Source organism: Caballeronia sp. GAFFF2 (genome assembly GCF_023631485.1).
Lineage (GTDB): Bacteria > Pseudomonadota > Gammaproteobacteria > Burkholderiales > Burkholderiaceae > Caballeronia.
In genome coordinates, this window is the sequence record NZ_JALQDA010000034.1 from 124,156 (window position 1) to 147,906 (window position 23,751).

A 23,751-nucleotide genomic window follows, 5' to 3' on the forward strand; every position below is an offset into this window, starting at 1 on the left:
GCCATGCGTATGCGTAATGTAATCGATCACGCGAAACGGCTTGCTAAGGGTCGCCTAAGTATCCAAAGCTTAGTATGGCCTTAATCATCGCGATTTCAGTCAAGGCTCATCGAAGCGAAAGATGGTGCGCATCGCGGCTGGCATGTGGTGTGGTTTGTCGGACGGAAAAGCGCGCAACGGGTGCGCATGAATGACGTATTCAGACGCCGAGACGCACCATCCAAAACTCCGTGGAGTACGAGTGTTAAACAACGCAAGGAGCTGGGCGCCCAGAGGCGCCTGGCGCTATGGAGTGGCACTGGTCGCCGCGCTTGCTGCCTTCGGTGCGCGAGAGTTGATGCACCCCGTGCTGGAAGCGCACATGCCTGCACTTTTCTTCACGGTCGCGGCGGTCCTCGTGGGGTTCTTTCTCGGTATTGGTCCAGCCATACTCGTGGTGGCCATTGGCGTGCCTATCGCCGACTATTTTTTCGTACCACCGTATGCCAATTTCGGATACTTCGACAAAGAGGACGTGATTCTTTTCGTTGCTTTCCCAACGGCTACGCTTCTTTTCCTCTGCATGATCGAGTGGCTTAGACGCACTCAACACGAAGCCAGACTTTTTGCCGAAGTCGCGCGGTCCCGACATCAAATGCTTTTACGGTCCGACAAGCGTAGAAGAAGCGCGGAGGCGTCGCATTTGATTTCAGACCGATTGCTTCGTCAGTTCACGGACGAAAGCGCCGATATCCTATACATAGGGAAGGTTGGGTCGTCCTATGAGTACGTCAACGAATCGTTCGAAAAAGAACTTGCGCCGTTGGAAGGAGAATCGGCTTCATCGCGACTAATGGCGACATTTTCCGAAAGCGACGCGTCTACATTTGCCTCGGCCTTCGAACAATCGAGCGACGAGGTCACAAGAAGCTGGGTTGTCAGATTGCCTCGCCGTGATGTCGTTGGTTCCGATTTGACATGTCGCTTGGAGCGCTTTCCTACCTCGCACGGCGCGTATCTGATTTTGAAAGTTCCGCCCGAGTCTATTGAATGAGCGCTCAAAACGTATTGATGCAGGATATCGTCCACGCCGCAAGCAGCCGAAATCATGCTGTCTTATTGCTTCATGGCTTGAGAAGCACGCCGCAGGAAATGGGTTATGTGGCCCGGGCGCTCGCCAAACAAGGCTTTGCCGTGCATGTCCCCTACCTGCCCGGGTATGGACTTGGAACCGAATGCGGCACGTCCGTCGAGTGGCGCGAGCAGGTCAGGGCGCATTTTCGAAAACTCGCGGGCGCGTATGGCAGCGTGTCGGTAGGCGGTCTTTGCATTGGCGCCACATTGGCGCTTGCGCTCGCCATAGAGGAGCCTGAAATTCTTGCGCTGTCGTTGCTCTCCGTTACGCTCGACTACGACGGCTGGACCATTCCCTGGTATCACTGGATGCTAGGCCTCGCCTATAAAACACCGATCCGGAATTTCTACAGCTTGCGTGAGCGCTCGCCCTTCGGTTTGAAGAACGAGGCGCTAAGGGCAAAAGTGGCAAAGAGCATGCAGCGTCGAGGGGATTCCGAAATCGGCGCCGCCACTTTATCGATGCACCATATCTTCGAAGCCAAAGCCCTGGCGAAATACGTAACCAAAAACATCGCAAAGATCAAAGCAGACTGCCTGCTGATTCATGCAATAGACGACGACATCTCCACCACCGCGAACGCCGATGTCGTGTATCGCGGTATCGGTTCGACACGTCGACGCAAGATTTTCCTCGACGACTGCTATCACATCATCACGATGGACAATGAACGCGATCTGGTTGCTCGCGAAACGCATTATTTTTTTGAAGAGGCGGCCAAGCTGAAGAACGATGGCTTGAATGCAGTCTCTGTCGCGCGAGCGCAAGGAACGCGGCGTCAGGCTACCCACTCGCTCGCGGAATCTGGCGTCTTCGCGAAGTGGTTTCGCCGCGACCTTTGACGTGACGGTAATGTCCAGCTTTTGCTTCCATCACGACACCGCCACTCCCAGCGCGTGCCCGATGCCGAACGTGAACGCGGCAGTAGCCAGTCCCACGACAACCTGGCGCATCGCCGAGAAGCTTGCGCTGCGGCCATTGAAGAGCGACGTGAACATGCCGATAGCCACCAGCGCCAGCACACTGAAGCCGATGCACTGAACAATGGCGGTCGTGCCGGACGTCCACAGAAACGGCATCGTGGGAAAAATAGCGCCGGCGGCGAACAGACAAAACGACACGGCCGCCGCGGACCAAGGGTTGCCACCGAGTTCAGCCGGGTCCAGACCCAGTTCCTCGCGCACGAGCACATCCAGCGCCTTGTCCTTGTCTTGCATGATCTGCGCGGCCACGCGCCTCGCTTCTTCCGCGCTCAGTCCTTTCGCCTTGTAGATGAGCGTCAACTCGTGTTCTTCCGATTCCGGGCTGTGCTCGAGTTCGTTCTCTTCCTTCGATACCTGCGCCTGCGCAAGCTCGCGTGCATTGGTCACCGAAAGCCATTCGCCCAGTGCCATCGAACAGGCGCCGGCAATCAATCCGGCAAGCGCGGTCAGCAGGATGGCCTTGTTGCCCGTGCCAGCGCCCGCCACGCCCATGATCAGGCAGAAGTTCGATACGAGGCCGTCGTTGGCGCCGAGCACGGCGGCGCGCAAGTCGTTGCCGGATGAAACGCCGCGATGCCACGACTCTCCTTGCGCGATGTCCGCGCCTTGCGACGCCGCGGGCATGCCCGAGTTCGCCATTGCCTGCACGACGCTCGCATGTCGTTGCTCGTCTTCCGACATGCGTGCGGTGTCCGGATTGCCCGCGTACTTGTTGCGGTCGGCAAACTCCGCAGCCGCAATCGACGGAAGCACGAAGCGCGGTCCGAGCAAATGGACGAGCGCTTGCATGAGATAAGTCTTGGCATTGAAACCGGAAGGCGCCTTTTTTCCGTTTGCCCTGAGTTTATCGGCCCACACGAGTGCATGCATTCGTTCGGATGCGGCGAGTTCGCTAAAGACTTCGCTCCGAGAGCGGTCTTGTTCCACGCGTGACAGCGTCTCGTAGATCGCGGCGCTGTGAAGTTCATCGGCGAGGTTTGCCCGAAATTTTCTGAGTTCTTGTGCGGAAGCCATGTCGTTTCCCATCGCGCGCACTTCTTGCCTTTCGCATGGAGGCGCGCAAAAAATATTCAAGCGACTCTCATCTCAGATGAGAATAAAAACACTTCTAACTCTGCTCACGGTTTTGCGAGCCCAAATGCACAAACGGGCGACCAGCCTTTGAAGGATGGTCGCCCGAATGGGAAATCGAACTGCATGATCGATGAAACAAAGATGCGGTAAGCCTGTTACGTACAACGCTGCGTCATGCTTCGACGAAACACGTGCTGCGCTACCGTATCACGAAGTTGGGCGGGGTGCCGCAAAAAAAACGAAAGCATTCGACATCGTCATCCAATGCTTGAACGATCGCTTCCCGATCCAAGCTAGGCGAGATACTTGCTTACAAGAGCGCCAACCCATTCAGTCTCCCTATCTTGATGCCGCGACCGTCGTTCTCCGCACAGCTCTTTGCGCTCTGGATACTCGTGGCGGTCCTCTGCGGGCTGCTCACGGCCGCCGTGTGGCTCATGCTTTCCTCGGCGCTCGGCGAGCGCGTCACCGCCGCGAAAAGCCAGGCAACCGCAGCCTGCACGGCGGTCGCATCGCGCTATGACTTGTCGATGCAACGTCCCGGCGAAACCAATTTCGATCTCATGCACGCGGTCCTCGACCTCGTGCTGATCCGCACCGATGGCATCGAAGGCGGCTTCTGGACCGCGGCTCCTGCAAAGGGCGCACCGAACGGCTTTCTCGCGTACGCCTTTCCCACGTACGAAGGCAGCGGCGTGAAGCGCGATGTCCCCGAGGCCGAAACGCCGCTCATTCTGCGAACGCTAAAAAACGCGGCGAGCGCGAGCCAGATGCAAGAGGATGTTGTGTCGAGCGGCGGCGATGCCGTGGTCGCCGTCGCGTGTCCCGTGCCGCGCCATACAGGCCTCTTTGCGTGGATGCTGACGCGCGCGCATCCACCGCTCGGGCCGTATGGAGAGCGCGCCGCGAGCATTCTCGCGGGCGTGCTTACCATCATCGTCGTGCTTGCGCTCATTCTTGCGCTGGCCCTCAGGCGCTGGAAACGCAACCTCACGCGGCTCGAACAGGCGCTTGCGCCAGCGGGCGCGTTCGAGCAAGGCAAGCGGCTGGAACGGCTCGGCGAGCAGGACCTGGATCAGATCGTCGCGGCGCTCAATCGATACGTCGAACGCGCCGAGCGCCTGCAGCGCGAAGCGAACGCACTGAGCACACAACTCGCGCAGGCGGAGCGGTTCAGCACGCTGGGCAAGATGGCCGCGCAGATCGCGCACGAAATACGCAACCCCGCAGGCGCCATGCGTCTGAAAGCAGAAAACGCGCTTGCTGGCGACGCCACGCGCCGCGAAGCCGCGTTGAAGACGATCATCGAGCAGGTGGGCCGTATCGAATCACAGGTGACGAGCCTGCTTGCCCTGACGCAGCCCGTGACCATCGACGCGCGCGCGGTCGACCCGCACGTATGGCTCGCGGAGATCGTGCAGTCGCACGAGTCGCGCGCGCAATGCCGGGACGTCTCCCTGCACGCGGAGGTCGAGACAGGCGCGACCCAGCCCGTCTTCGATCCCGCGCAACTGGCGCGCGCGCTCGACAACCTGGTGGTCAACGCGTTGCGGCATGCGCCGCCGGGCGGACACGTAACGGTGCGCGTGCATGGCGCACAATGTGCGCAGGGCAAACGTCTGCGAATCGAAGTCATCGACGATGGTTCCGGCGTGAACGTGGCCGAACGAGAGCGCATTTTCGAGCCGTTCGTGACGGGGCGCCCCGACGGCTCGGGGCTCGGTCTTGCCGTGGTTCGTGAGATTGCATCGGCGCATGGCGGGCGCGCCTATCTTGCGGAAGATTCCAACGTGACGCGCTTTGTGATCGATTTGCCATGGCGACCATACTGATCATCGACGACGACGATGCCTTCCGCGAAGGCCTCGCCGAAACCGTTCAGGACTTGGGTCATACGCCGCTCGAAGCGCGCTCCGGCGAGGCGGCGTTCGAGCGGCTGCGTGAGCACGACACCCCCGACTGCATCTTTCTCGACTTCCGGCTGCCCGGTGCGGACGGTCTCTCGGTTCTGGAATCGCTGCGCGAGAACGCAGACCTTCGACGCGTGCCTGTGGCAATGCTCACCGCGCACGCGACGAGCGACAACACCATCGGCGCAATGCGGCTCGGCGCGTTCGAGCATTTAACCAAGCCCGTCGGCCGCGACGAGATCGCCGCGTTGCTCGAACGCATGCTCGCCGCGCACGCCGATGCGCCCGCCGCCGCGCCGCCAGCCTTCGCCGACGAAGCGCCGTCGCGCGAGCCGCAATTGCTCGGCATCAGCGAAACCATGCGCGACGTGCAAAAGCGTCTTGGCCGCGCGGCGGGCACGAGTTCGACCGTGCTCATCACCGGAGAAACGGGCACGGGCAAGGAGGTGGCGGCGCACGTGCTGCATCGCGCGTCGGCGCGCGCCGGGGGACCGTTCGTCGCCGTGAACTGTGCGGCGATTCCAGCGGATTTGCTCGAGAGCGAGCTCTTCGGGCATGGCAAGGGCGCGTTCACTGGCGCGCATGCACAACGGCGCGGGCGCTTCGAAGAGGCGCACGGCGGCACGCTGTTCCTCGATGAAGTGGGCGACATGCCACTTGCCATGCAGGCGAAGCTCTTGCGCGTGCTTCAGGAGCGCCAGGTCACGCCGCTCGGCGCGAATCAAACCATAGCCGTCGATGTGCGCATCGTGGCCGCGACGCATCGCGACCTGCCGGCCATGGTCGCGGCAGGAACGTTCCGTCAGGATTTGCTGTACCGGCTCGACGTGATTCCGCTGCATATGCCGCCTTTGCGTGAACGCGTCGCGGACATCTTGCCGCTCGCGGAGCACTTCCTCTCGACGCTCGCGGCATCGCCGGAAACGCGCAAGCATCTGTCATCCGATGCACAACGTCTGCTCGTCACCTTCGGCTGGCGCGGCAACGTCCGTGAACTCGCCAACGCCATGGAAAGGGCGAGCGCGCTTGCGCCCGGCGCGCTGCTCACGCGCGATGACTTCGCCTTTCTCTTCGATACCGCCGCCAGCGTCAACGACGCCATTCCCGCCAGTCTCGCCGAACTGCCGCTCAACGACGCGCTCGCGCAACTCGAACGGGCGCTGATCGTCCGTGCACTCGCACTCACCGATGGCAATCGCGCAGAAGCCGCGCGCAGGCTCGGCATCAGCCGCCAGTCGCTCTATACGCGTCTGGCGAACGTCGACTCTTCCAATTCCGGCGACTGAGCAAACGGCGAGTGTCAAGCAACCGGACTGCGTGTGTCCGATTCCTTGACACCGTGATCGCGTGACATGGCGTCGCCCATAGGCTGCAAGGGGTCGAGGCTCATGGCATAGGGCTTGCAAAAGACTGCGCACCTAGTGGAGGAGTGAGTCATGCAATCGATCTCGAAGTATCCCATTCAACTCAACGCTGTTCGCGTGTTCGGCGCGGCGGCTTGTGCCGCTTTGCTCGTGACCAGCACAGGCTGCGTCGCTCAGACGCAAGCCGCGGCAACACCCGTTGCGCCACCGGCAGCGGCGCCCGTCGTACCGCCGCCGGTTGCCGCCGCGCCCGCACCGACTGCCATGCCCGCGCCGCCGCCTGGTCAGGCTCCGCTCGAATCAACTGACGCCGGCACGGCAGTGGACACACGGGCCACGGTGGCCCGCTTCCTCACCAACCCGGATGGCGACGTCGACGGCTTTCTGACCGACGACGGCGCGCTCGTGCGCTTTCCGCCGCATATGAGCGCGCAGCTTGTCTCCGCGATGCGTCCCGGCGACAGCGTGCAAATCAGCGGCTTGCGCGATGCGGGCGGCAATCTCAAGGCACAACGCATCGCGGATTCGAGAAGCGGCCAGCAACTCGTCGATACGCCGCCGCTTCCGGGCGCGCAACCCATGCCGCGTGAATTGCGTGGCGCGGGGCTCGCGCATCTGAGCGCACAGGGGCAAGTGGCCCATGTCACGACCGCTCCGCGCGGCGAACCGGACGGCGTGATTCTCGCGGATGGCACCGTCATCAAGCTCACGCCTCCGGTCGCGCAGCAGTTTCCGAGTCTTGTCCACACGGGCGCGAAGGTATCCGCGCAAGGCTACGGCACGCGCAATCAGTACGGCACCGCGCTTCAGGCAACGGCATTCGGCGCACCGGGAAAACTCACGCGGCTTTATGACCGCGCTCCGGCCAACCCTTGAAGCTGCCGGTTACAAGCGAACTTTCATCGACATCTGAACGAGGAATCAAAACATGCATTGGATCGACCCTGACAGCCTTCCCGAAACGCGTGGCACCGTGACGCGCTTCCTTCTGAATCCGCACGGCGAACTGGATGGCTTCGTGCTCGGCGCCCGTCATGCGCGGCAGGTTCATTTCCCGCCTCATCTGTCGCGCCAGATCGCGCGGCAAATCGCCGTGGGCGATGAAGTCGGCGTGCGTGGCGTGAAGCCGCGCGGCGCGGACATGATCGCGGCGGTCGCGCTCGTGACGAAGACGGGCAAGGTCATTCTCGACGAAGGCCCGCATCGCGATGGCAAGCCGCATGAGAAGCCGCACGTCGAGCGCGAGCCGATCGACGCGAGCGGTGAAGTGGTGCTCTCGCTCTTCGGTCCGAAGGGCGAGTTACGCGGCGCATTGCTCGACGATGGCACGTCGCTGCGCATGCCGCCGCATGCCGCCGCCGAACTGGTCGCGTATCTGACTCCGGGCGCGCATGTCCAGGCGTGGGGGCATGGCGTCAAGAATCGTCATGGCTGCACGATCGAAGTGGACGAGATCGCCGAACTGATCGACGCGTAAAGCAAGCACGACGAGGAGAGCGACATGCTGAGTTGGGTGCATTTCGGGGATCTGCACGCTTCATTCGACGATGATTACCAAAGCCTGAACCACCTGAAGAGGTGATCGCCCAATGAATCCTCTCTACGCGCTGGAAGGCCTGAACTTCTTCATGGCCGATGTGCAAGCCGGCATCGGACCATTTCTCGGGGTCTTTTTGCAGGCTCAGGGCTGGCATACGGATGCTATCGGAACCGTGATGACGCTCGGCGGCATTGCGGGGATGCTCGCGACCTCGCCAGCGGGCGCACTCGTCGATGCCACGCGTTACAAGCGCGGCCTGATCGTCGTGGCAGGCGTGATGACGACGCTCGCCTCGCTCGTGCTATGGGTATCGCACGATTATTGGATGGTCGCCGCCTCGCAGATTCTCACGGCGGTGACGGGCGCGGCGCTGGGTCCGGCGGTGGCTGGCGTCACGCTCGGCATGGTGCGCGAACGCGGTTTCGACCGCCAGTTCGGGCGCAATCAGGTGGCCAATCACGCAGGCAATGTCGTGGCCGCAGCGCTTTCGGGGTGGCTCGGCTGGCGTTTCGGCTTCGGCGCGGTGTTCGTGCTCGCCGGCTTGTTCGGCGCGATGACCGTGATTTCCACGCTCCTGATCCGGCGTGATTCGATCGATCACGATAGTGCGCGCGGGCTCGGCGCTTCGTCCTCGAAGGAGCGCGAGCGCGAGCACGCGAGCGGCTTTCGCATGCTGCTCACGTGCAAGCCGTTGCTGCTGCTTGCCGCTTCACTCGCGATGTTCCACCTCGGCAATGCGGCGATGTTGCCGCTCTATGGCCTTGCCGTCGTCGCGGCACACAAGGGCGATCCAAGCGCCTTTACCGCGCAAACCATCGTCATCGCGCAACTCGTGATGGTGGCCGCCGCGTTTTTCGCAAGCCGGATCATTCAACGTTTAGGTTACTGGGGCGTGATTCTCATCACCTTTCTTGCACTGCCGCTGCGCGGTCTGGTCGCGGCGATGCTCATCAACGCCTGGGGCGTGTGGCCCGTGCAGGCGCTGGACGGCATCGGCGCGGGGCTGCAAAGCGTGGCCGTTCCCGCGCTCGTCGTGCGCTTGCTGCAAGGCACGGGGCGCGTGAATGTCGGGCAGGGCGTGGTGATGACCGTGCAGGGAATCGGCGCGGCGCTCAGTCCGGCGCTCGGCGGCATGCTGGCCCAGCACTTCGGCTATAAGGTTGCGTTTCTCGTACTTGGAGCCGTGTCTATCGGCTCGCTCTTGTTGTGGCTATTCTTCGGCAGCGCGCTCAAGAAGGCATGCGGCATCCATCGCGATTCTGCCAACGAACCCTCTCTCGCTACATGAATCCGATTTTTCTCTCCTGGGGCATCGGGCTTGCCGCGACTGCCGGCGTCATCCTGCGTCCCTTCAAATGGCCCGAGGCGATCTGGGCGGTCACGGGCGCCGTGTTGCTCGTCGCGCTCGGGTTGCTACCGCTGAATCTCGCGTGGCAGGCGATAGGCAAGGGAAGCGACGTCTACCTGTTTCTCATCGGCATGATGCTGCTGTCGGAACTCGGCAGGCGCGAAGGCCTGTTCGACTGGATCGCGGTGCTTGCCGTGAACCATGCCAAGGGCTCGCCCCGAAAGCTCTTTCTGCTCGTGTATCTCGTCGGTGTCGTGGTGACGACGTTCCTTTCGAACGATGCCGCCGCCGTCGTGCTTACGCCCGCTGTTTTCGCGGCGGCGAGGAAGGCGCATACGAAGCCGTTGCCGCTCTTGTACGTGTGCGCGTTCATCGCCAACGCGGCGAGCTTCGTGTTGCCGATTTCGAACCCGGCGAATCTCGTGCTTTACGCGAATCACACGCCCGCGCTGGGCTCGTGGAGTGCGCGATTTGCCTTGCCTTCGGTGTTGTCGATCGTTGCGACGTATTTCATGCTGCGCTGGACGCAGCGCGACGAACTCGCTGGCTCGTGCGCTCGCGATCTGAACGTCGAACCGCTCAGCGCGAACGGCAAAGTGACGCTCGCGGGCATCGGCGTCACGGCGGTGGCTCTGCTCACCGTCTCCGCGTTCGACATGCAACTCGGCCTGCCCACCGCGATCCTCGGCATCGGCACCGCTTTGGTGGTACTCGTGAAAGAACGTCAATCTCCGGTCGAGCTGATGAGCGAGATATCGTGGAGCGTGCTGCCGCTCGTGGCTGGCCTCTTCGTGCTCGTGGAGATGCTGGCGCATACGGGCGTCGTCGCGGCGCTTTCGCATTTGCTGGCGCTCGCGTCGCAGCAGAATCAGGCGGTAACGGCGGCGGTGTCGGGCGTGGTCATCGCGCTCGGCAGCAACGCCATCAACAACTTGCCAGCGGGTCTCATTGCAAGCGCGACCGTGCTGCAAGCACATAGCCCCGAACGCGTGATCGATGCGTTGCTGATCGGCGTGGACCTCGGTCCCAATCTCTCGATCACCGGTTCGCTGGCGACCATTCTCTGGCTCTCTTCCATCCGGCGCGAATGCGAGGAAGTGAGCTTCATGCAGTTCCTGAAGGTCGGTGCGATCGTCATGCTGCCCGCGCTCTTGTTAAGCCTCGGCGCGCGGCTTTTAGCCGGAAATTGAGCTCAGGCATTCGGAGACAAACAATGAGCAGCGCGTGGCTAGTCACGCTCCGCACGAGCAGCCGCTCAACCTCGACTGACCGAGTTCGGGCACACGGGTCGCCGCGAACCTATACGCCGCGACGCAGCGCATCGGCAACGACGACGAACGCAGGAGTCGGCTGACGTCGGCTGGGATAGTAAAGATGAAAGCCCGAAAACGACGGGCACCAGTCTGGCAGCACCCGCAAGAGCGCACCGCTTTCGATCTGCGATAAGACCCGCTGTTCGGGCACGAAGGCGAGGCCCACTCCCGCAAGCGCGGCTTTCACGGCCATCGTCGCGCTATTGAAGACGAGTTGTCCCTCCACGCGCACGTTCAACTCGCGTCCGCCTTTCTTGAACTCCCACGCATAAATGCCGCCGGCCGTCGGCAGCCGGATGTTGATGCAGTTATGCGCCGTCAGGTCTCGCGGCGTCTTCGGCTTCGGATGCGCGGCGAAATAGTCGCGCGTGCCGACCACGGCCATGCGCACGTCGGGACCGATGCGCACCGCAACCATGTCCTTGGCCACTTGCTCGCCGAGCCGCACGCCCGCATCGAGCCTCTGTTCGACGATATCCGTGAGCCCGTTGTCGATGACGAGTTCGATCGTGATGTCCGGATAGTCGGGCAAAAGCCGTTCTATCACCGGCCATAGCAGCATTTCCGCCGCGTGTTCTCCAGAAGCGATGCGCACGGTGCCCGCCGGCGTATCCCGCAAGGCGGTGAGCGCGCTTAGTTCGGCCTCGATCTCATCGAGCCTGGGGCCGACCGACTGGATCAGCCGTTCGCCAGCTTGAGTCGGCGATATATTGCGTGTCGTTCTGGTCAGGAGGCGAAGGCCCAGCCGTGCTTCGAGATTGCGCACCGTCTGACTCAGCGCAGACTGCGAAACGCCAAGCTTCGCGGCCGCCTTCGTGAAGCTGCCCTCGCGGGCGACAGCGAGAAACGCGGTGATATCGGACAGATCGGAACGTGCCATGATGATTTATAAGCCTGGCTTCTAACTTCATGCCGATTTTAGCTCTTTATCGCAGGAAGTCGCGTTGCTACATTGAACGTCGAGACAACTATTGCAAGGAACGCACATGCGGATCATCGAATGCGGCTCGCAGCCCTCGGCGACGGGCACAGCTGAATATTTCACCGGAACGGTGAGGATCGACGCGCCGTTTGCGGGCGACGAACCCGCGCGCATCGGCGGCGCAACGGTGACGTTCGAACCAGGCGCGCGCACCGCGTGGCACACGCATCCGCTGGGTCAGACGCTGATCGTGATCGCGGGCCGCGGATGGGTGCAGCGCGATGGCGGACCATTGGAGGACATCAGAGCGGGCGACATCGTCTGGATTGCGCCCGGAGAGAAGCACTGGCACGGCGCGACCGCCACCACGGCAATGACGCATATCGCCATTGCCGAGAAGCTCGACGGCAGTCCCGTCGACTGGATGGAAAAGGTCACGGACGAGCAGTATCGCGGCGGCGTGCCGGCAAACGACGAAGGAGTCGCATGATGAACCGACGTATTCTCGGGAAGAGTGGTCTCGAAGTATCGGCAATCGGCCTTGGCTGCATGGGACTGAGCTTTGCCTACGGCCCTGCAGCGGAGAAGGCCGATGCGATCGAACTCATCCGCTCTGCCTTCGAGCAAGGCGTGACTTTCTTCGATACAGCCGAAGCCTATGCGCAAGGCGCGAACGAAACACTGCTCGGCGAGGCACTTGCGCCGTTCCGCGATCAAGTCGTGATCGCAACGAAGTTCGGTTTCGAGGGCGGCGACGTGCAGAAGGGCGTCAACAGCAAGCCGGACAACATTCGCGCGGTGACGGACGCGGCGCTCAAGCGGTTGCGCACGGATCGCATCGACTTGCTTTATCAGCATCGCGTCGACCCCGAGGTGCCAATGGAAGACGTCGCGGGCGCCGTGAAGGAGCTGATTCAGGAAGGCAAGGTCAGACATTTCGGCATGTCGGAAGCGGGCGTCGAGTCCATTCGCCGTGCGCACGCCGTGCAACCGGTTGCGGCTTTGCAAAGCGAATATTCGCTATGGTGGCGTGAGCCCGAGAAAGAAATCCTGCCGCTGCTCGAAGAACTCGGAATTGGCTTTGTGCCGTTCAGTCCGCTCGGCAAGGGTTTTTTGACGGGCGCAATCGACGCGAGCACTGGTTTCGATCAAACCGATTTTCGCAATGTCGTCCCGCGTTTCTCGGAAGAAAATCGCAAGGCAAATCAGGCGCTGGTCGACGTGGTCAAGCAGATCGCCACGAGTCTGAACGCGACGCCCGCGCAAGTCGCGCTCGCGTGGCTGCTCGCGCAAAAGCCGTGGATCGTGCCGATTCCCGGCACGACGAAGCTGCATCGACTGAAGGAAAACATCGGTGGCGCTTCCATTGAGTTGACGGCGGACAATCTGCGCGACATCGATACGCGGCTCGCGAATATCATCGTACAGGGTGAACGCTATCCCGCACATTTGCAGGCGCGTGTCGGCAAATGAATCGCCTGCCGATCAGCCAAGCCGATGCCATCGACCCGTCTCCGGGCACACATCGGCTGGCGCGCCTTCAAACCACACTTGCTCGTCATCCAATTGCGACGAGCTCGCGCCATCCACATCGAACTCTACTTGCAGTGCTTGTGCCACGCAGGCGTTTTCGATCGGAAGTTCCCAGCTCAGGAACACTTGAACGTAGTCCTCGTCGGGCGCGAAGTCGGACACGTTGAAGCTTTCGCTATCGCGTTGAATGACGCCATGAGGCTGGCCCGTATCGAAGATCATGGCGGTTCCACGGGTCAACGGAATGCGATGACTCGCAGCGGGGAAATGCACGTCCAGACCCTTGTCTTCGCTCAGAAAGAGATTGCAAAAAGCCGCGCCGCCATATTGCGCTCCGTCATGATGGTATCTCGCGCCACGACAGGCCATGAGCGCTATGTCGCTGGCGGCGAGCACGCCGGGTAGTCCGAGCGCGTTCGTCCAGTCGACGATAGCTCGCACGCAGTGCTTGTAGTCCGTCCAGCGCGCGCGAGTTCGCGCCAATGGCATGACCTCGACATCGCCGGGTTCGAGAACGAGCCGCGACATCGCTTCTCTTTGCCAGTCGGCGATGAGACTTGCAGGCGGCTCGGGCAAGTCGAGTGTGGTCGACAAAACGATGTCGCTCACGCGTCGGCTGCGGATGGCATCGCCGCTATGAAAAAAGGAAGTCAGCATGTCTCGAACGGGAAGGCGACATCCTCGCGCATCGACTCGCGCACGCACGTTGCAAACTCCAGCGCGGCAGGCTGGATCGATTGCGGCAATTGCAGACAGATGGCGAATGGCGGAAGGGCAGGCAAGCCGGACTCATGAGGCGCAAGCCTTTCGAGGTCGGTGGGTACGGTAAAGGCAAGCCATGCGGTGATCGCAAGGCCCGCCCGCACGGTGGCTGCGGTCGCCTCGATGTTGCCGCTCTCGAACACCGTGCGCCAGGCGATGCCTTCGTCCGCGAGCGCGCGCAGCACCATCGGACGGAAGGCGCAGCGTTCGTCGACCATCGACAGCGGCAATGGGCGCTTGCGCCACGCTTCACTGCCGCGGCCCGTCACCCACACGAGCGGCTCGATGCGGATCACTTCGCCTTCGGCCTCGCTCGCAACGTATTCGACGAGCGACACATCCACCAGACCGCTGTTCAACGCGTTGCGCAGTTCGCGTGATGCGCCGCATACCAGCGAAATTTCCACGTGCGGATGAGCATCGGCGAACGATTTCATCGCGGGCGCGAGCGCGGTGACGAGGTCGTAGGGCACGCCAACGCGAAGGCTGCCGCTTAACGACTGCCCGGTCATGTCGGACCAAATATCGTCGTTGAGCCGCATCAACTGGCGCGCCTTCACGAGGAACTGTTCACCCTTGCGTGAGAGTTCGAGCTTGCGCGTCTTGCGCACGAACAAGAGGCAGTCGAGCAAGTCTTCAAGCCGTTTGACTTGCTGGCTGATGGCGCCTTGCGTCATGTGCAGCCGATTCGCGGCAACGGTCATGCTGCCGCTGTCGGCCACGGTGACGAAGGTGCGGATGAGATCGAGATCGAAGTTTCGAGGCATCGACGCATTATGCATCGTAATGCGTGCCATCAAGATTTTTGGTTTTGCTGATGCGTGGGCGATCAGTAGAGTGCAAGTCTCGATACCCGCACGCATGTTCATGGCCTCCCTCAACCTCCCGCTTTTTCTCTTCGCAGTCGTCGCGACCATCACGCCCGGCGGCGCCACTACACTTGCCACCGCGTCTGGCGCGCGCTTCGGCTTCATGCGCTCGATCCCGTTGATGCTCGGCATCGCCATCGGTCTTGCCGTGCTCGGCGCGTTCGCCGCACTCGGGCTTGCCGGTATCTTGCTGGCGATGCCCGCGCTGCAAACCGCCGCGAAAGCGCTTGGTTCCGCGTACTTGTTGTGGCTGGCATGGCGCGTCGCCCGAAGCGGACCGCCGAATGAGAACAGCGGTCCCGCGCGGCCGGTCACGTTGATCAACGGCATGCTGCTCTTGTGGCTCAACCCGAAAAGCTGGGCGATGACCGTCGGCGCCGCGGCGTCCTTCGCGCTAGCGGCGGACAGTCCCAACCGGCTTGCGATTCTCCTCGGCGCGGCCTTCGGCGTTGCGGCATGCGGGTCGCTCGTATTGTGGTGCGCGCTCGGTGCATTGCTTGCACGGTTGCTTAGAACGCCGCGTCATTGGCGCGTGGTCAATCTTGCGATGGGTTTGCTGCTGGCCGCATCCGTCTTGTCGATCTGGAGATGACGATGCAGCGCCTTCGGCCAGCAGCAGAGCCCATCATCAATGCATGGTGGCGTCGCGCAACACCGGCGCTGCGTTCCCCCGGCCGCGGCCTTGGACATACGCAGCGACGATGGCGATTGCAATCGGCACCGTCAAGAAGAGGAACAACTGCCCGAAGTTCCACTTGAAGCTCAGAAGCACCGCACCGACCGACGCACCGGAGATGGCACCGAAGCGGCCGATGCCCGTCATCCAGCTCGTGCCTGTCGCTCGAATCTCCGTTGGGTAGTAGCTCGCGGCCATCGCCGTCCAGCCGGTGTTCGTGGAGTTCGTGCAATAACCGAGCAGGAACACGAGCGTGATGAGACCGGCTAGCCCGACGTTCATCTGCGACACCGCCACCGTGAAGACGAGCGCCCCGAATAGTGTCGCGATCATGACCTTGCGCGAATCGAAGCGATCCATCTCCCAGCCAATGACGATGTTCCCGAGCGTGCCGCCCACTTGCATCATCGCGCCGACGAGCGCCGCGTCAGCCAGCGAGAAGTTGTTGTCCTTGACGATAATCGGCAGCCAGCTGTTCAGGAAGTAGACCGTCATCAAGTTCATGAAGAGCCCGACCCAGAGCGCGAGCGTGACCGTGGTATGCGGTTTCGACACGATGAGGCGAATCACGCCCTTGCCGGCGTGTTCGCGTTCGGGCGTCACGAAGCCGGTCGAACCGTTTACCGTGCCGGGCTGAATTTCGTTGATGATCTTCGCAAGCGCCGTGCGTCCCTCGTGCTTCAGAGCTAAAAACTTCGCGGATTCCGGCAAAACGAAGAACAGCAGAACCGCGAAGAGAAGCGGCACGATGCCGCCGACGACCAGTATAGAATGCCAGCCGTGAGTCGGCACGAGATAGCTTGAGAGGAAGCCGCCGCCCGCCGCGCCAAGCGTGAAGCCGCAATAGATGACCGTTACCATGACCGAACGATGCTTCTCCGGCGCATATTCGCAAGCAAGCGTCGCGGCGTTCGGCTGCGATGCGCCGAGGCCGAGTCCAGTCAGAAAACGCATCACCGAAAGCACTTCGATGTTCGGCGACCAGGCCGAGGCGAGACTCATCACGCCGAAGAAGACGACCGCGGCGATGATGACCTTGCGACGGCCGAAGCGGTCGGCCAACGGACCCCCCGTCAGCGCGCCGATCGCGAGGCCGAATAGTCCCATGCTCAACACTGGCCCGAGCGCGGCCCGGCTGATCTTCCAGTCGGCGATGAGCGGGGGTGCGATGAATCCCATCGCGACCACATCGAAGCCATCGAGAATCAGGACGACGAGACCCAGCAAAAGGATCTTCCAATGAAAGCCGCTGAATGGCCTCGTATCCAGGAACTGCTGGACGTTCAATTGCTTTACCGCACTGCTCATCGCTGTCTCCTAGTGTCGTGATTGTTGCGACGCTGCCTCAAGCAGACGACGCATGTATTCGATGCAGTCGACGATGACCTTCTCATCGTCCTCATGAAACGCGAATGAGCGCATGTCGAGGCTGCGTCTTTATCGAAGCGATCCTCTCTGTTTAAAGTTTCAGCAATTGGAAGTCAACGATTTTTATCCATGAGTTCTTGTATGGAAACAAACGAGGGTTTTTCCCGAAGTGCCTGCTGTCCAGTTGGTTCATGCATCAGGTGATTTTTTCCAGAGAAATGACGCCAAATCTCATGAGCAGCAAGCTAGACTGCTTGTTCCTTTAAGGAAACACGTTCACAATTGAGTTCATTCCAACTTCGGCTTGAGGAAGGCATGCAAAAACTCGCGCGATCCTTTGGAGGCAGCACCTTCTCATTCATGTGGGAAGAGACGGCGCTTGGCGCCATGCGAAAGATGCAGGAGATCGGCCTGAACGACTTCGATGCGTTGGTCGTACCCGGTCATCTTTGGCCGGATGAACTATCCACTGCCGATAGATCGAGTCTTGCCGGTACGCTGCGAAGCGAAGGCCTTCGGATCGAATCTTTGAACCTGCCTGCGCTCGATCTGAATCTGGTAAGCCGGGTCGAGCCGTTCAGGCAATACTCCCTCGATCTCTACATCGACACGATGCAACTCGCTTCGGACTTGGGCTGCGGGGCAATCGTCGTCGTGCCGGGCAGGGTGTCTTCGCTCTTTCCTCCGCCGAAAAAGGACACCGAGCTTCTGCTGCGCGATAGCCTGGAGCAGCTTCTGCGCGTGGCGGAACGTCTCGATCAGAAGCTTTACGTCGAGCTTCATCCGCAAACGCCTATTCCCACGACCGCCGCGATGCTCGCCTTTTTCGATGCTCTGCCGCACGAGAGGCTGCTGATCGCCTATGACGTGTCCAACGCCGAGTTCGTCGGAGAAGATCAGGCCGATGCAGTCAGGCAATGCGCGGCACGCCTTGGCCAGTTGCACCTGTCCGACGGCACACGCAGTCAATGGCGCCACGACCGCGTGGGTTTGGGCTCGGTGCGCTTCGACGAGATCCTCAAGGCTCTCAACGACGTGGACTTCTCCGGTGTCCCGGTTCTGGAGATCATCTCTTCGACGCCACTGGACGATCTGCGTGCGTCCGCGCAGAGCCTGAGCGATAGGCAGGAGCCTCACCATGACCGATGACAACACGTCGCTGCGCTCCCATCGCCTGCATGATGCTCGGCTGGCCTACCGGCGTAGCGGAACACCCGACGGCAGGCCGACGCTGCTCTTGCTGCACGGATGGCCGCAAACCTCATGGGCATGGCGGCGCGTCATGCCGCTGTTGAGCCGTGACTTCGATGTCATCGCGCCGGATCTTCCGGGCTTCGGCGATTCCTCGAAGCCCGAGTCCGGTTTCGACAAGAAGACCATCGCTCGCAGATTGCATGATCTGGTCGAAGCGCTCGGCGTGAGGCAAGTGGCTATCGTCGGGCACGATCTCGGCGGGCACGTGGCCTATGCATATGCCGCTCAGTGGCCGGAAGCGGTCAGTCACTTCGTTTTCGTCGAGAGCAGTCTTCCGGCATTCGGGCAAGAAGAGGCCATGGACGTTTCGCGCGGCGGTAGCTGGCATTTTGGCTTCAACATGGCCGGGGATATTTCAGAGTCGCTCGTGAGCGGCCGCGAGTTTCTGTTCGTCGATCACTTCGTGCATCGGGAGACGGTCGGCGTGTTCGATGCCGACTCGATCAGCCGCGACGACATTGAAGTCTATGCGCGCGCATTGGCGCGACCCGGCGCTTTGCGCTGTTCCTTCAGCTATTACCGCACGCTACCGCTCGATAGAAAGGACAACGCGGTCTGGGGACGTTCGCCGCTTCAGACGCCGTGCCTCGCCATCGGCGCGCAATGGGGATACGGACCGGCATCGGCCCACACGTTGCGTCGCGTGGCATCGAACGTGACGGAGAGGCTTATCGACGATTGCGGTCATTACGTGCCGGAAGAAAGACCTGCGGAATTCGCCGATGCCGTGCGGCAGTTCGTTCTTCAAAGATAGCGCACTGTCCGTTGCGCGCCTATCGATGGATTGGATAAGGCTTATCAAGCGGGCTTTATGGACACCACTTCATTATCTGCCGATACTCGACTCAAGGTTACGATGACGTCGAATCTTCGAGAAAGAGATCTGCCACGACGGAACGCAGCCATCGATGCCCCGCGTCGTGATGGTTACGCGAATGCCAATGCTGTTTCACCACATAAGCCGAAAGATCGAACGGCAATGCGAACGATCGAATCGATTTTTCCTTGAGCATGAGTACGGCAAGTCGTGATGGGATCATCGCGACGAGATCGGTGCGAGCCGCAATTTCAGCAACGCCGAGGTAACTGGGTACTTCGAGCATGACCCTTCGCGTGAGACGCATCTCGCGCAAGACACGGTTGAGAATGGAGTGACCCGTGCCCGATGGCGTAACCGCGATGTGTCCTTCCGCCAAGAACTCGGCGACACTCGGCCGGCTGCTGAGTCTTGGATGATCCGCAGCGATGATGCCGATATACGTTTCTTCCATCAGCCTCTGTTGATAGAAGCCTTCGTTGAGTTGAGGCATGTAGCCGATAGCAAGTTCGACTTCGCCAGTCTGCATCAAGCCAGCCGTTTCGTCGGCGATATGACTTATCGTCAGTTTGACCTCGGGCGCAATCGAACGCAGCCGGTTGAGCCAGCGAGGCAGCAACACGTTCTGTGCAACGTCGGTCAATGCCACATGAAAGTCGCGATTGGCCAGTGCGGGGTCGAATTGGGTCTGGTACTTCGAGACGACCTCGAACGACGCAAGCAGGTCGAGCACTCGTCCGTAGAGGTCGGTGGCAAATGGCGTGGGTTCCATCCCATGAGGGAAACGCACGAAGAGTGGATCGCGATAGTGCTCGCGCAGCTTTGAAAGATTGAACGAGATGGTCGGTTGCGAGAGACCGAGGTTGACTGCCGTCTGCGAGACGCTGCCCGTCTTGTAGGTCTCCGCGAAGACGGTGAGCAGCTTGACGTCGATGTCTGACATTGTCTTTATCCGATCGATAGGTTCGAAGCACCGGACGAGATTAGCATTCGAAACCGATGGTCGACGAACAACATGAACCAGCCAGGGAGATTGCATGAAGCGTAACGCGCCAGTCGCGATGGTCACAGGCGGTCGAAGAGGCATTGGCCGAGGCATTGTCTGGCATCTCGCGGATGCCGGATTCGACATCGTCATCAACGATCTGTGCGATGACGACGCCATGCGGGAAACCATCGCGGGAGTCGAAGCAAGAGGCCGCAAATGGGCGATGGCGCTGGGCGATATCGCCGAGCTGAACGAGCAGGACGACCTCGCTGAACGCGCGTGGTCCGCGTTCGGACGCATCGACACGCTCGTCAATAACGCTGGCGTGTCCGTGCTTTCGCGCGGTGACCTGCTCGATGTCTCGGTCGAAAGCTACGATCGCAATCTCGACATCAACCTGCGCGGTCCCTTCTTTCTGACGCAGCGGATTGCGCGTCGAATGCTGAATGAGCCTGATTCGAGTTTGTATCGATCCATCGTGTGCATTTCATCGACGAGCGCGGAAACCGTCAGCATTAACCGTGGCGAATATTGCATCTCCAAAGCGGGCGTCTCGATGATGGTCAAGCTCTTCGCCACGCGTCTTGCCGAGCATGGCATCGCGGTTCACGAGATTCGTCCCGGCATCATTCGCACCGACATGACGTCGGTTTCGGCGGCCAGTTTCGACGAACGCATACGTGATGGACTTACGCCGATTCGCCGATGGGGCACGCCCGACGACATCGGACGCGCGGTCGCGACGCTTGCCATCGGAACGTTCGCCTTCTCGACGGGAAGTGCCTTCGAGCTCGACGCCGGGATGCATATGAATCGTTTGTAGACCAGCATGCATCGACATCACTCGCGATTAAACACATTCCCAGGAGCGCGCATATGAAGCAAACCATCGTGTTGATACACGGCGCATGGCATTGGGGCGGTTGTTTTCAGAAGGTGGCCACGTTGCTTGCAGCGCGCGGACACTCCGTCATCCACCCGGACTTGAAATCGCACGGATTCGATCCCGCAATCTACGATCAAGTCGAAGACATGGCCGACTACACGGCGTCCGTTGCCGCGTTGCTCGAAGGCGCGCACGAGCCTTTCGTGTTGCTCGGACATAGCATGGGAGGCGTGTCGCTCACTTATCTTGCCGAGAAATATCCGGAGAAGATCAGCAAGCTCATCTACCTTGCCGCGTTCATGACGCCGCCGGGCAAATCGGCGAACGATTACCTTCTATCTGAAGGCTATACGAACGATCCTTCGGTCGAAGCGCTCTTCGAGATTGTGAATGCAACGCCTGATGGCAAGGGCGTCGCGTTGAACGTCGATGACGTCCGTAGAGTGCGGTCGTCGTTCTATGGTGATTGCAGCGATCGAGACGTGGCCGTGGCCGCGGCCAACGTTGCCCGCATCAATGCCACGGCGCCTTACGCTGCGCGAATCGACACGACGAAGGAGCGTTATGGATCGATTCCGCGAGTCTTCATCGAATGCACGAAGGACCTCGCTCTTCCAATCGCGCAACAACGGCTGATGCAAGCCGACGTGCCGGGCGCTGAGGTCGTGACCATCGAGACGAGCCACTCACCATTCTTCTCGCAACCCGCGCAGCTTGCGGAAATCATCGGCGCGGCAATTGGCTAAGACTTAAGCGTTCGCTTCTCAATTGATGCAATAACTCGATCCGGAGTATGCAGATGTTTTCAGAAGGACAATTCTCCCCAGACGTTCTCCCCGACGGATTCCGGCATGACGCAGACGTTGTCGGAGACGTGAAACTGCATTACGTGACCGGCGGAAGGCCCGTTGGTACAGCGCCAATCATGCTTCTGATCCATGGCTTCCCGCAGAACTGGTGGGAATGGAGCCGCGTGCTCCTGCCGCTCGGCGAAGACTTTACTTTGATCGTCCCTGATCTTCGAGGCGTGGGCTTCTCGGACAAGACGGAAGCGGGCTACACGAAAAAGCAACTCGCGGCAGACCTCTTCGGTCTGGTGAGGAAGTTCGGCGACGAGCCGCCCCATGTCGTCGGTCACGATATCGGCGCGATGGTCGCTTACGCCTTCGCATGGCAGTTTCCTGTACGTTCGCTCACCGTGCTCGACGCGTCCATTCCGGGCATCGGCGATTGGGATGAGATCGCATCGAGTCCCTTGCTCTTTCACTTCTCGTTTCATCAGAAGCCGTTCCTGCCGGAAGCCCTGATTTGCGGTGGCCGTGAGCGTGTTTATATCAGCGCATTCATCAACGATCGAACCGATAACCCCGCTGCCATATCGGCACGCGACATGGACGAATATGTGCGTGCCTATATGCATCCCGGCGCGTTCCGGGCGGCGATGGAGATGTATCGGCAATTCCCTCAGGATGTCATAGATAACCGCGCGGCGGCGCGGTTGCCGGCAAGCGTCCCGGTTCTCGCGTTGGGCGGCGAGAAGCGTTGGGGCCCGCACATGGTCAGCCGAATGAGCGCCGTCGCCGACAACGTGCGCGGCGGTTCGCTGCCCAAGTGCGGACATTTTCTCGCCGAGGAACAACCCGAATTGCTCGTCGCGGCGCTGAGACAATTTTGCGAGCACTGACGAGCGCTGCGCGCTCGCAGCCGGTAAGCGAGTAGCGCGATCGCGCTAGCTCACTGCGCACTCATTCGCGAGCGCGTGAGACCTGCAACGCTTTTCCCCGGCAGCGAGGACGGAAACTTTGCCATGTCGGCATCGGCTGGCTGAACCGATCCTTGCGCCTCACTGCCATTCGCTCGCGACGCCTTCCACTCGGCCAGCTTCTTCAAGCAATCTTTCGCAAGGAAAGCGACTCGTCCCCACGGGGAGAGCGCGAGTTCGAAACTCGTGTTGTGAAGAACGTTGCCGCGACTCCAGTAAGCCTTGAAGGGTTCCGATCCGACGCCGAAATCGAGATCCAACTGGTTTTCCCATGTCCACTTGACGCAGCGCTCCATCATGATGGCGCCGGGCGAGAACTTGGCGAAGCTCGGATCGAAACCCGCGATCAGACCACTTGCGCAAGTCAGCGCCAGTCCGACCATGTTGGCGCACACCGGTGCATTGTCGAGGGTCATCACGAACATCAATGCCGACGACTTCCCACGGCTTCCATCGAGCAGATCGACCAGATAGTCGCGGTATCCCTCCGAATGCAGCCACGGGCCGTCCTTGCCGTTTCGTTCGGCCCATTGCCGCTTTTGCGCGAGCATCCAATCGACCCATTTGCGATGCTCGCTCACATCCCGAGCGTCGAGCACCTTGATTTCAAGCGCACCCTCTTTCATGAAGCGGCGCTCCAGCGCGCCGGGCTTCTTCTTCGACAACGTGGAGAGCGTCTTGCAGTACGCCGTCCAGTCGGGTTCCCGGCGCAGGAGCGCCAGGGCCGAGATGTCCTGTCTGGCTACGACGAGACCGCCGTGCCCCGACGCAAGACGGTCGAGCCGCGTGCCTTTGCTCACGTAGGGAATCGAGAACAGATCGATGCGGCTTCCCTTGCTGGCGGCCTGCCACGCAGTTTCGATAGCCGCTTCCGATCCGGTCGATGCGAGGATGCTCGTATGGTCGGCCGTTCCCGATGCCAGCGGCTCGAGGATCGTCCAGAGCGAGTGTCGGCGGCGCACCAGAGGCCAGACGAGCACGAGTTCTCCGCGCTCCCGATATACGATGCAATGCAAGCTACCGCCACGCGGCTTGGCTACTCGCGTCCAGCAGAGCCAGCAAACGTCGAATGACTGGTAATGATGTCCGCCTATACGGGACCATAGCGAGTTCCATTCGTCGCGGAGTGCAAGAAAGTTTTCCGGATCGCTGATGATGCTGATGCCAGTCTGCTGGCGTGTTGCATTGCCGTTCAGTCGCTGCATAACGTTGGCCGAATTGTTATTTTGGATTTACCGCTGCCATGTGTTTCCTTGCGGAAAACACAG

23 protein-coding genes are annotated in these 23,751 nt (G+C 60.9%); 16 read left to right on the plus strand and 7 right to left on the minus strand.

Annotated features, from left to right (window positions below):
* The first annotated feature begins 292 nt into the window (after nt 1-292).
* Nucleotides 293-1,033: a DUF4118 domain-containing protein gene (locus NCT04_RS25235; protein WP_250468218.1), complete on the plus strand. Its 741-nt coding sequence runs from the start codon at nt 293-295 to the stop codon at nt 1,031-1,033.
* Complete coding sequence (locus tag NCT04_RS25240) at nt 1,030-1,956, plus strand: alpha/beta hydrolase (protein ID WP_250468219.1); 927 nt, start codon at nt 1,030-1,032, stop codon at nt 1,954-1,956. Before NCT04_RS25235 ends, NCT04_RS25240 begins: the two co-directional genes overlap by 4 nt.
* Before the next feature lie 30 nt (nt 1,957-1,986).
* Here NCT04_RS25240 and NCT04_RS25245 read toward each other — a convergent pair whose 3' ends face one another.
* A complete protein-coding gene (locus NCT04_RS25245; protein WP_250468220.1) occupies nt 1,987-3,111 on the minus strand; it encodes a VIT1/CCC1 transporter family protein in 1,125 nt (374 codons plus the stop codon).
* Between the two features lie 407 nt (nt 3,112-3,518).
* On the opposite strand from NCT04_RS25245, the gene NCT04_RS25250 reads away from it, so the two are divergent.
* From NCT04_RS25250 to NCT04_RS25275, 6 genes are all read left to right on the plus strand, one after another.
* Entirely contained in the window at nt 3,519-5,003 is a 1,485-nt protein-coding gene (locus NCT04_RS25250) for a sensor histidine kinase (RefSeq protein WP_250468360.1), read from the plus strand.
* The gene (locus tag NCT04_RS25255; RefSeq protein WP_250468221.1) at nt 4,988-6,367 is read left to right on the plus strand and encodes a sigma-54-dependent transcriptional regulator; all 1,380 of its coding nucleotides are present in this window, start codon (nt 4,988-4,990) and stop codon (nt 6,365-6,367) included. Before NCT04_RS25250 ends, NCT04_RS25255 begins: the two co-directional genes overlap by 16 nt.
* Before the next feature lie 150 nt (nt 6,368-6,517).
* Nucleotides 6,518-7,321: a hypothetical protein gene (locus NCT04_RS25260; RefSeq protein WP_250468222.1), complete on the plus strand. Its 804-nt coding sequence runs from the start codon at nt 6,518-6,520 to the stop codon at nt 7,319-7,321.
* A 52-nt stretch (nt 7,322-7,373) separates the two neighbouring features.
* Complete coding sequence (locus NCT04_RS25265) at nt 7,374-7,922, plus strand: hypothetical protein (protein WP_250468223.1); 549 nt, start codon at nt 7,374-7,376, stop codon at nt 7,920-7,922.
* A gap of 112 nt (nt 7,923-8,034) precedes the next feature.
* Nucleotides 8,035-9,273 (plus strand): MFS transporter, encoded by a 1,239-nt coding sequence (locus tag NCT04_RS25270; protein ID WP_250468224.1) that lies wholly within the window; start codon nt 8,035-8,037, stop codon nt 9,271-9,273.
* On the plus strand, nt 9,270-10,523 hold the full coding sequence (locus NCT04_RS25275) for an arsenic transporter (protein WP_250468225.1): 1,254 nt from the start codon (nt 9,270-9,272) through the stop codon (nt 10,521-10,523). The genes NCT04_RS25270 and NCT04_RS25275 overlap by 4 nt, the downstream gene beginning before the upstream one ends.
* Nucleotides 10,524-10,632: 109 nt before the next feature.
* Here the strand turns inward: NCT04_RS25275 and NCT04_RS25280 are convergent, their stop codons facing one another.
* On the minus strand, nt 10,633-11,526 hold the full coding sequence (locus tag NCT04_RS25280; protein WP_250468226.1) for a LysR family transcriptional regulator: 894 nt from the start codon (nt 11,524-11,526) through the stop codon (nt 10,633-10,635).
* A gap of 106 nt (nt 11,527-11,632) precedes the next feature.
* Here NCT04_RS25280 and NCT04_RS25285 point away from each other — a divergent pair, with 106 nt between their 5' ends.
* Both NCT04_RS25285 and NCT04_RS25290 read left to right on the plus strand, forming a co-directional pair.
* Complete coding sequence (locus NCT04_RS25285) at nt 11,633-12,058, plus strand: (R)-mandelonitrile lyase (protein WP_250468227.1); 426 nt, start codon at nt 11,633-11,635, stop codon at nt 12,056-12,058.
* Nucleotides 12,058-13,041 carry an aldo/keto reductase gene (locus NCT04_RS25290; protein WP_250468361.1) on the plus strand — a complete coding sequence of 328 codons (984 nt, stop codon included), beginning with the start codon at nt 12,058-12,060 and terminating at the stop codon, nt 13,039-13,041. The genes NCT04_RS25285 and NCT04_RS25290 overlap by 1 nt, the downstream gene beginning before the upstream one ends.
* A gap of 12 nt (nt 13,042-13,053) precedes the next feature.
* Here NCT04_RS25290 and NCT04_RS25295 read toward each other — a convergent pair whose 3' ends face one another.
* Together NCT04_RS25295 and NCT04_RS25300 are read right to left on the minus strand one after the other, a co-directional pair.
* Nucleotides 13,054-13,758 carry a hypothetical protein gene (locus tag NCT04_RS25295; RefSeq protein ID WP_250468228.1) on the minus strand — a complete coding sequence of 235 codons (705 nt, stop codon included), beginning with the start codon at nt 13,756-13,758 and terminating at the stop codon, nt 13,054-13,056.
* Nucleotides 13,752-14,630, minus strand: coding sequence for a LysR substrate-binding domain-containing protein (locus tag NCT04_RS25300; protein WP_250468229.1), 879 nt, complete (start codon nt 14,628-14,630; stop codon nt 13,752-13,754). Before NCT04_RS25300 ends, NCT04_RS25295 begins: the two co-directional genes overlap by 7 nt.
* A 100-nt stretch (nt 14,631-14,730) precedes the next feature.
* Here NCT04_RS25300 and NCT04_RS25305 point away from each other — a divergent pair, with 100 nt between their 5' ends.
* Nucleotides 14,731-15,324 (plus strand): LysE family translocator, encoded by a 594-nt coding sequence (locus NCT04_RS25305; protein ID WP_250468230.1) that lies wholly within the window; start codon nt 14,731-14,733, stop codon nt 15,322-15,324.
* Nucleotides 15,325-15,360: 36 nt separating this feature from the next.
* Here NCT04_RS25305 and NCT04_RS25310 read toward each other — a convergent pair whose 3' ends face one another.
* On the minus strand, nt 15,361-16,716 hold the full coding sequence (locus NCT04_RS25310; RefSeq protein ID WP_250468231.1) for an MFS transporter: 1,356 nt from the start codon (nt 16,714-16,716) through the stop codon (nt 15,361-15,363).
* A gap of 456 nt (nt 16,717-17,172) precedes the next feature.
* Here NCT04_RS25310 and NCT04_RS25315 point away from each other — a divergent pair, with 456 nt between their 5' ends.
* The gene (locus tag NCT04_RS25315) at nt 17,173-17,925 is read left to right on the plus strand and encodes a sugar phosphate isomerase/epimerase family protein (protein WP_250468362.1); all 753 of its coding nucleotides are present in this window, start codon (nt 17,173-17,175) and stop codon (nt 17,923-17,925) included.
* Nucleotides 17,915-18,784 (plus strand): alpha/beta fold hydrolase, encoded by an 870-nt coding sequence (locus NCT04_RS25320; RefSeq protein WP_250468232.1) that lies wholly within the window; start codon nt 17,915-17,917, stop codon nt 18,782-18,784. Before NCT04_RS25315 ends, NCT04_RS25320 begins: the two co-directional genes overlap by 11 nt.
* Before the next feature lie 97 nt (nt 18,785-18,881).
* On the opposite strand, the gene NCT04_RS25325 is transcribed toward NCT04_RS25320, so the two are convergent.
* On the minus strand, nt 18,882-19,790 hold the full coding sequence (locus NCT04_RS25325) for a LysR family transcriptional regulator (protein ID WP_250468233.1): 909 nt from the start codon (nt 19,788-19,790) through the stop codon (nt 18,882-18,884).
* A 94-nt stretch (nt 19,791-19,884) separates the two neighbouring features.
* Between NCT04_RS25325 and NCT04_RS25330 the strand changes: the two genes are divergently transcribed.
* The 3 genes from NCT04_RS25330 (at nt 19,885) to NCT04_RS25340 (ending at nt 22,405) form a co-directional block, all read left to right on the plus strand.
* Nucleotides 19,885-20,658: a 3-ketoacyl-ACP reductase gene (locus tag NCT04_RS25330; protein WP_250468234.1), complete on the plus strand. Its 774-nt coding sequence runs from the start codon at nt 19,885-19,887 to the stop codon at nt 20,656-20,658.
* A gap of 53 nt (nt 20,659-20,711) precedes the next feature.
* Complete coding sequence (locus NCT04_RS25335; protein ID WP_250468235.1) at nt 20,712-21,467, plus strand: alpha/beta fold hydrolase; 756 nt, start codon at nt 20,712-20,714, stop codon at nt 21,465-21,467.
* A gap of 179 nt (nt 21,468-21,646) precedes the next feature.
* A complete protein-coding gene (locus NCT04_RS25340) occupies nt 21,647-22,405 on the plus strand; it encodes an alpha/beta fold hydrolase (protein WP_250468236.1) in 759 nt (252 codons plus the stop codon).
* A gap of 50 nt (nt 22,406-22,455) precedes the next feature.
* Here NCT04_RS25340 and NCT04_RS25345 read toward each other — a convergent pair whose 3' ends face one another.
* Entirely contained in the window at nt 22,456-23,688 is a 1,233-nt protein-coding gene (locus NCT04_RS25345) for a GNAT family N-acetyltransferase (RefSeq protein ID WP_250468237.1), read from the minus strand.
* Between the last annotated feature and the right edge of the window lie 63 nt (nt 23,689-23,751).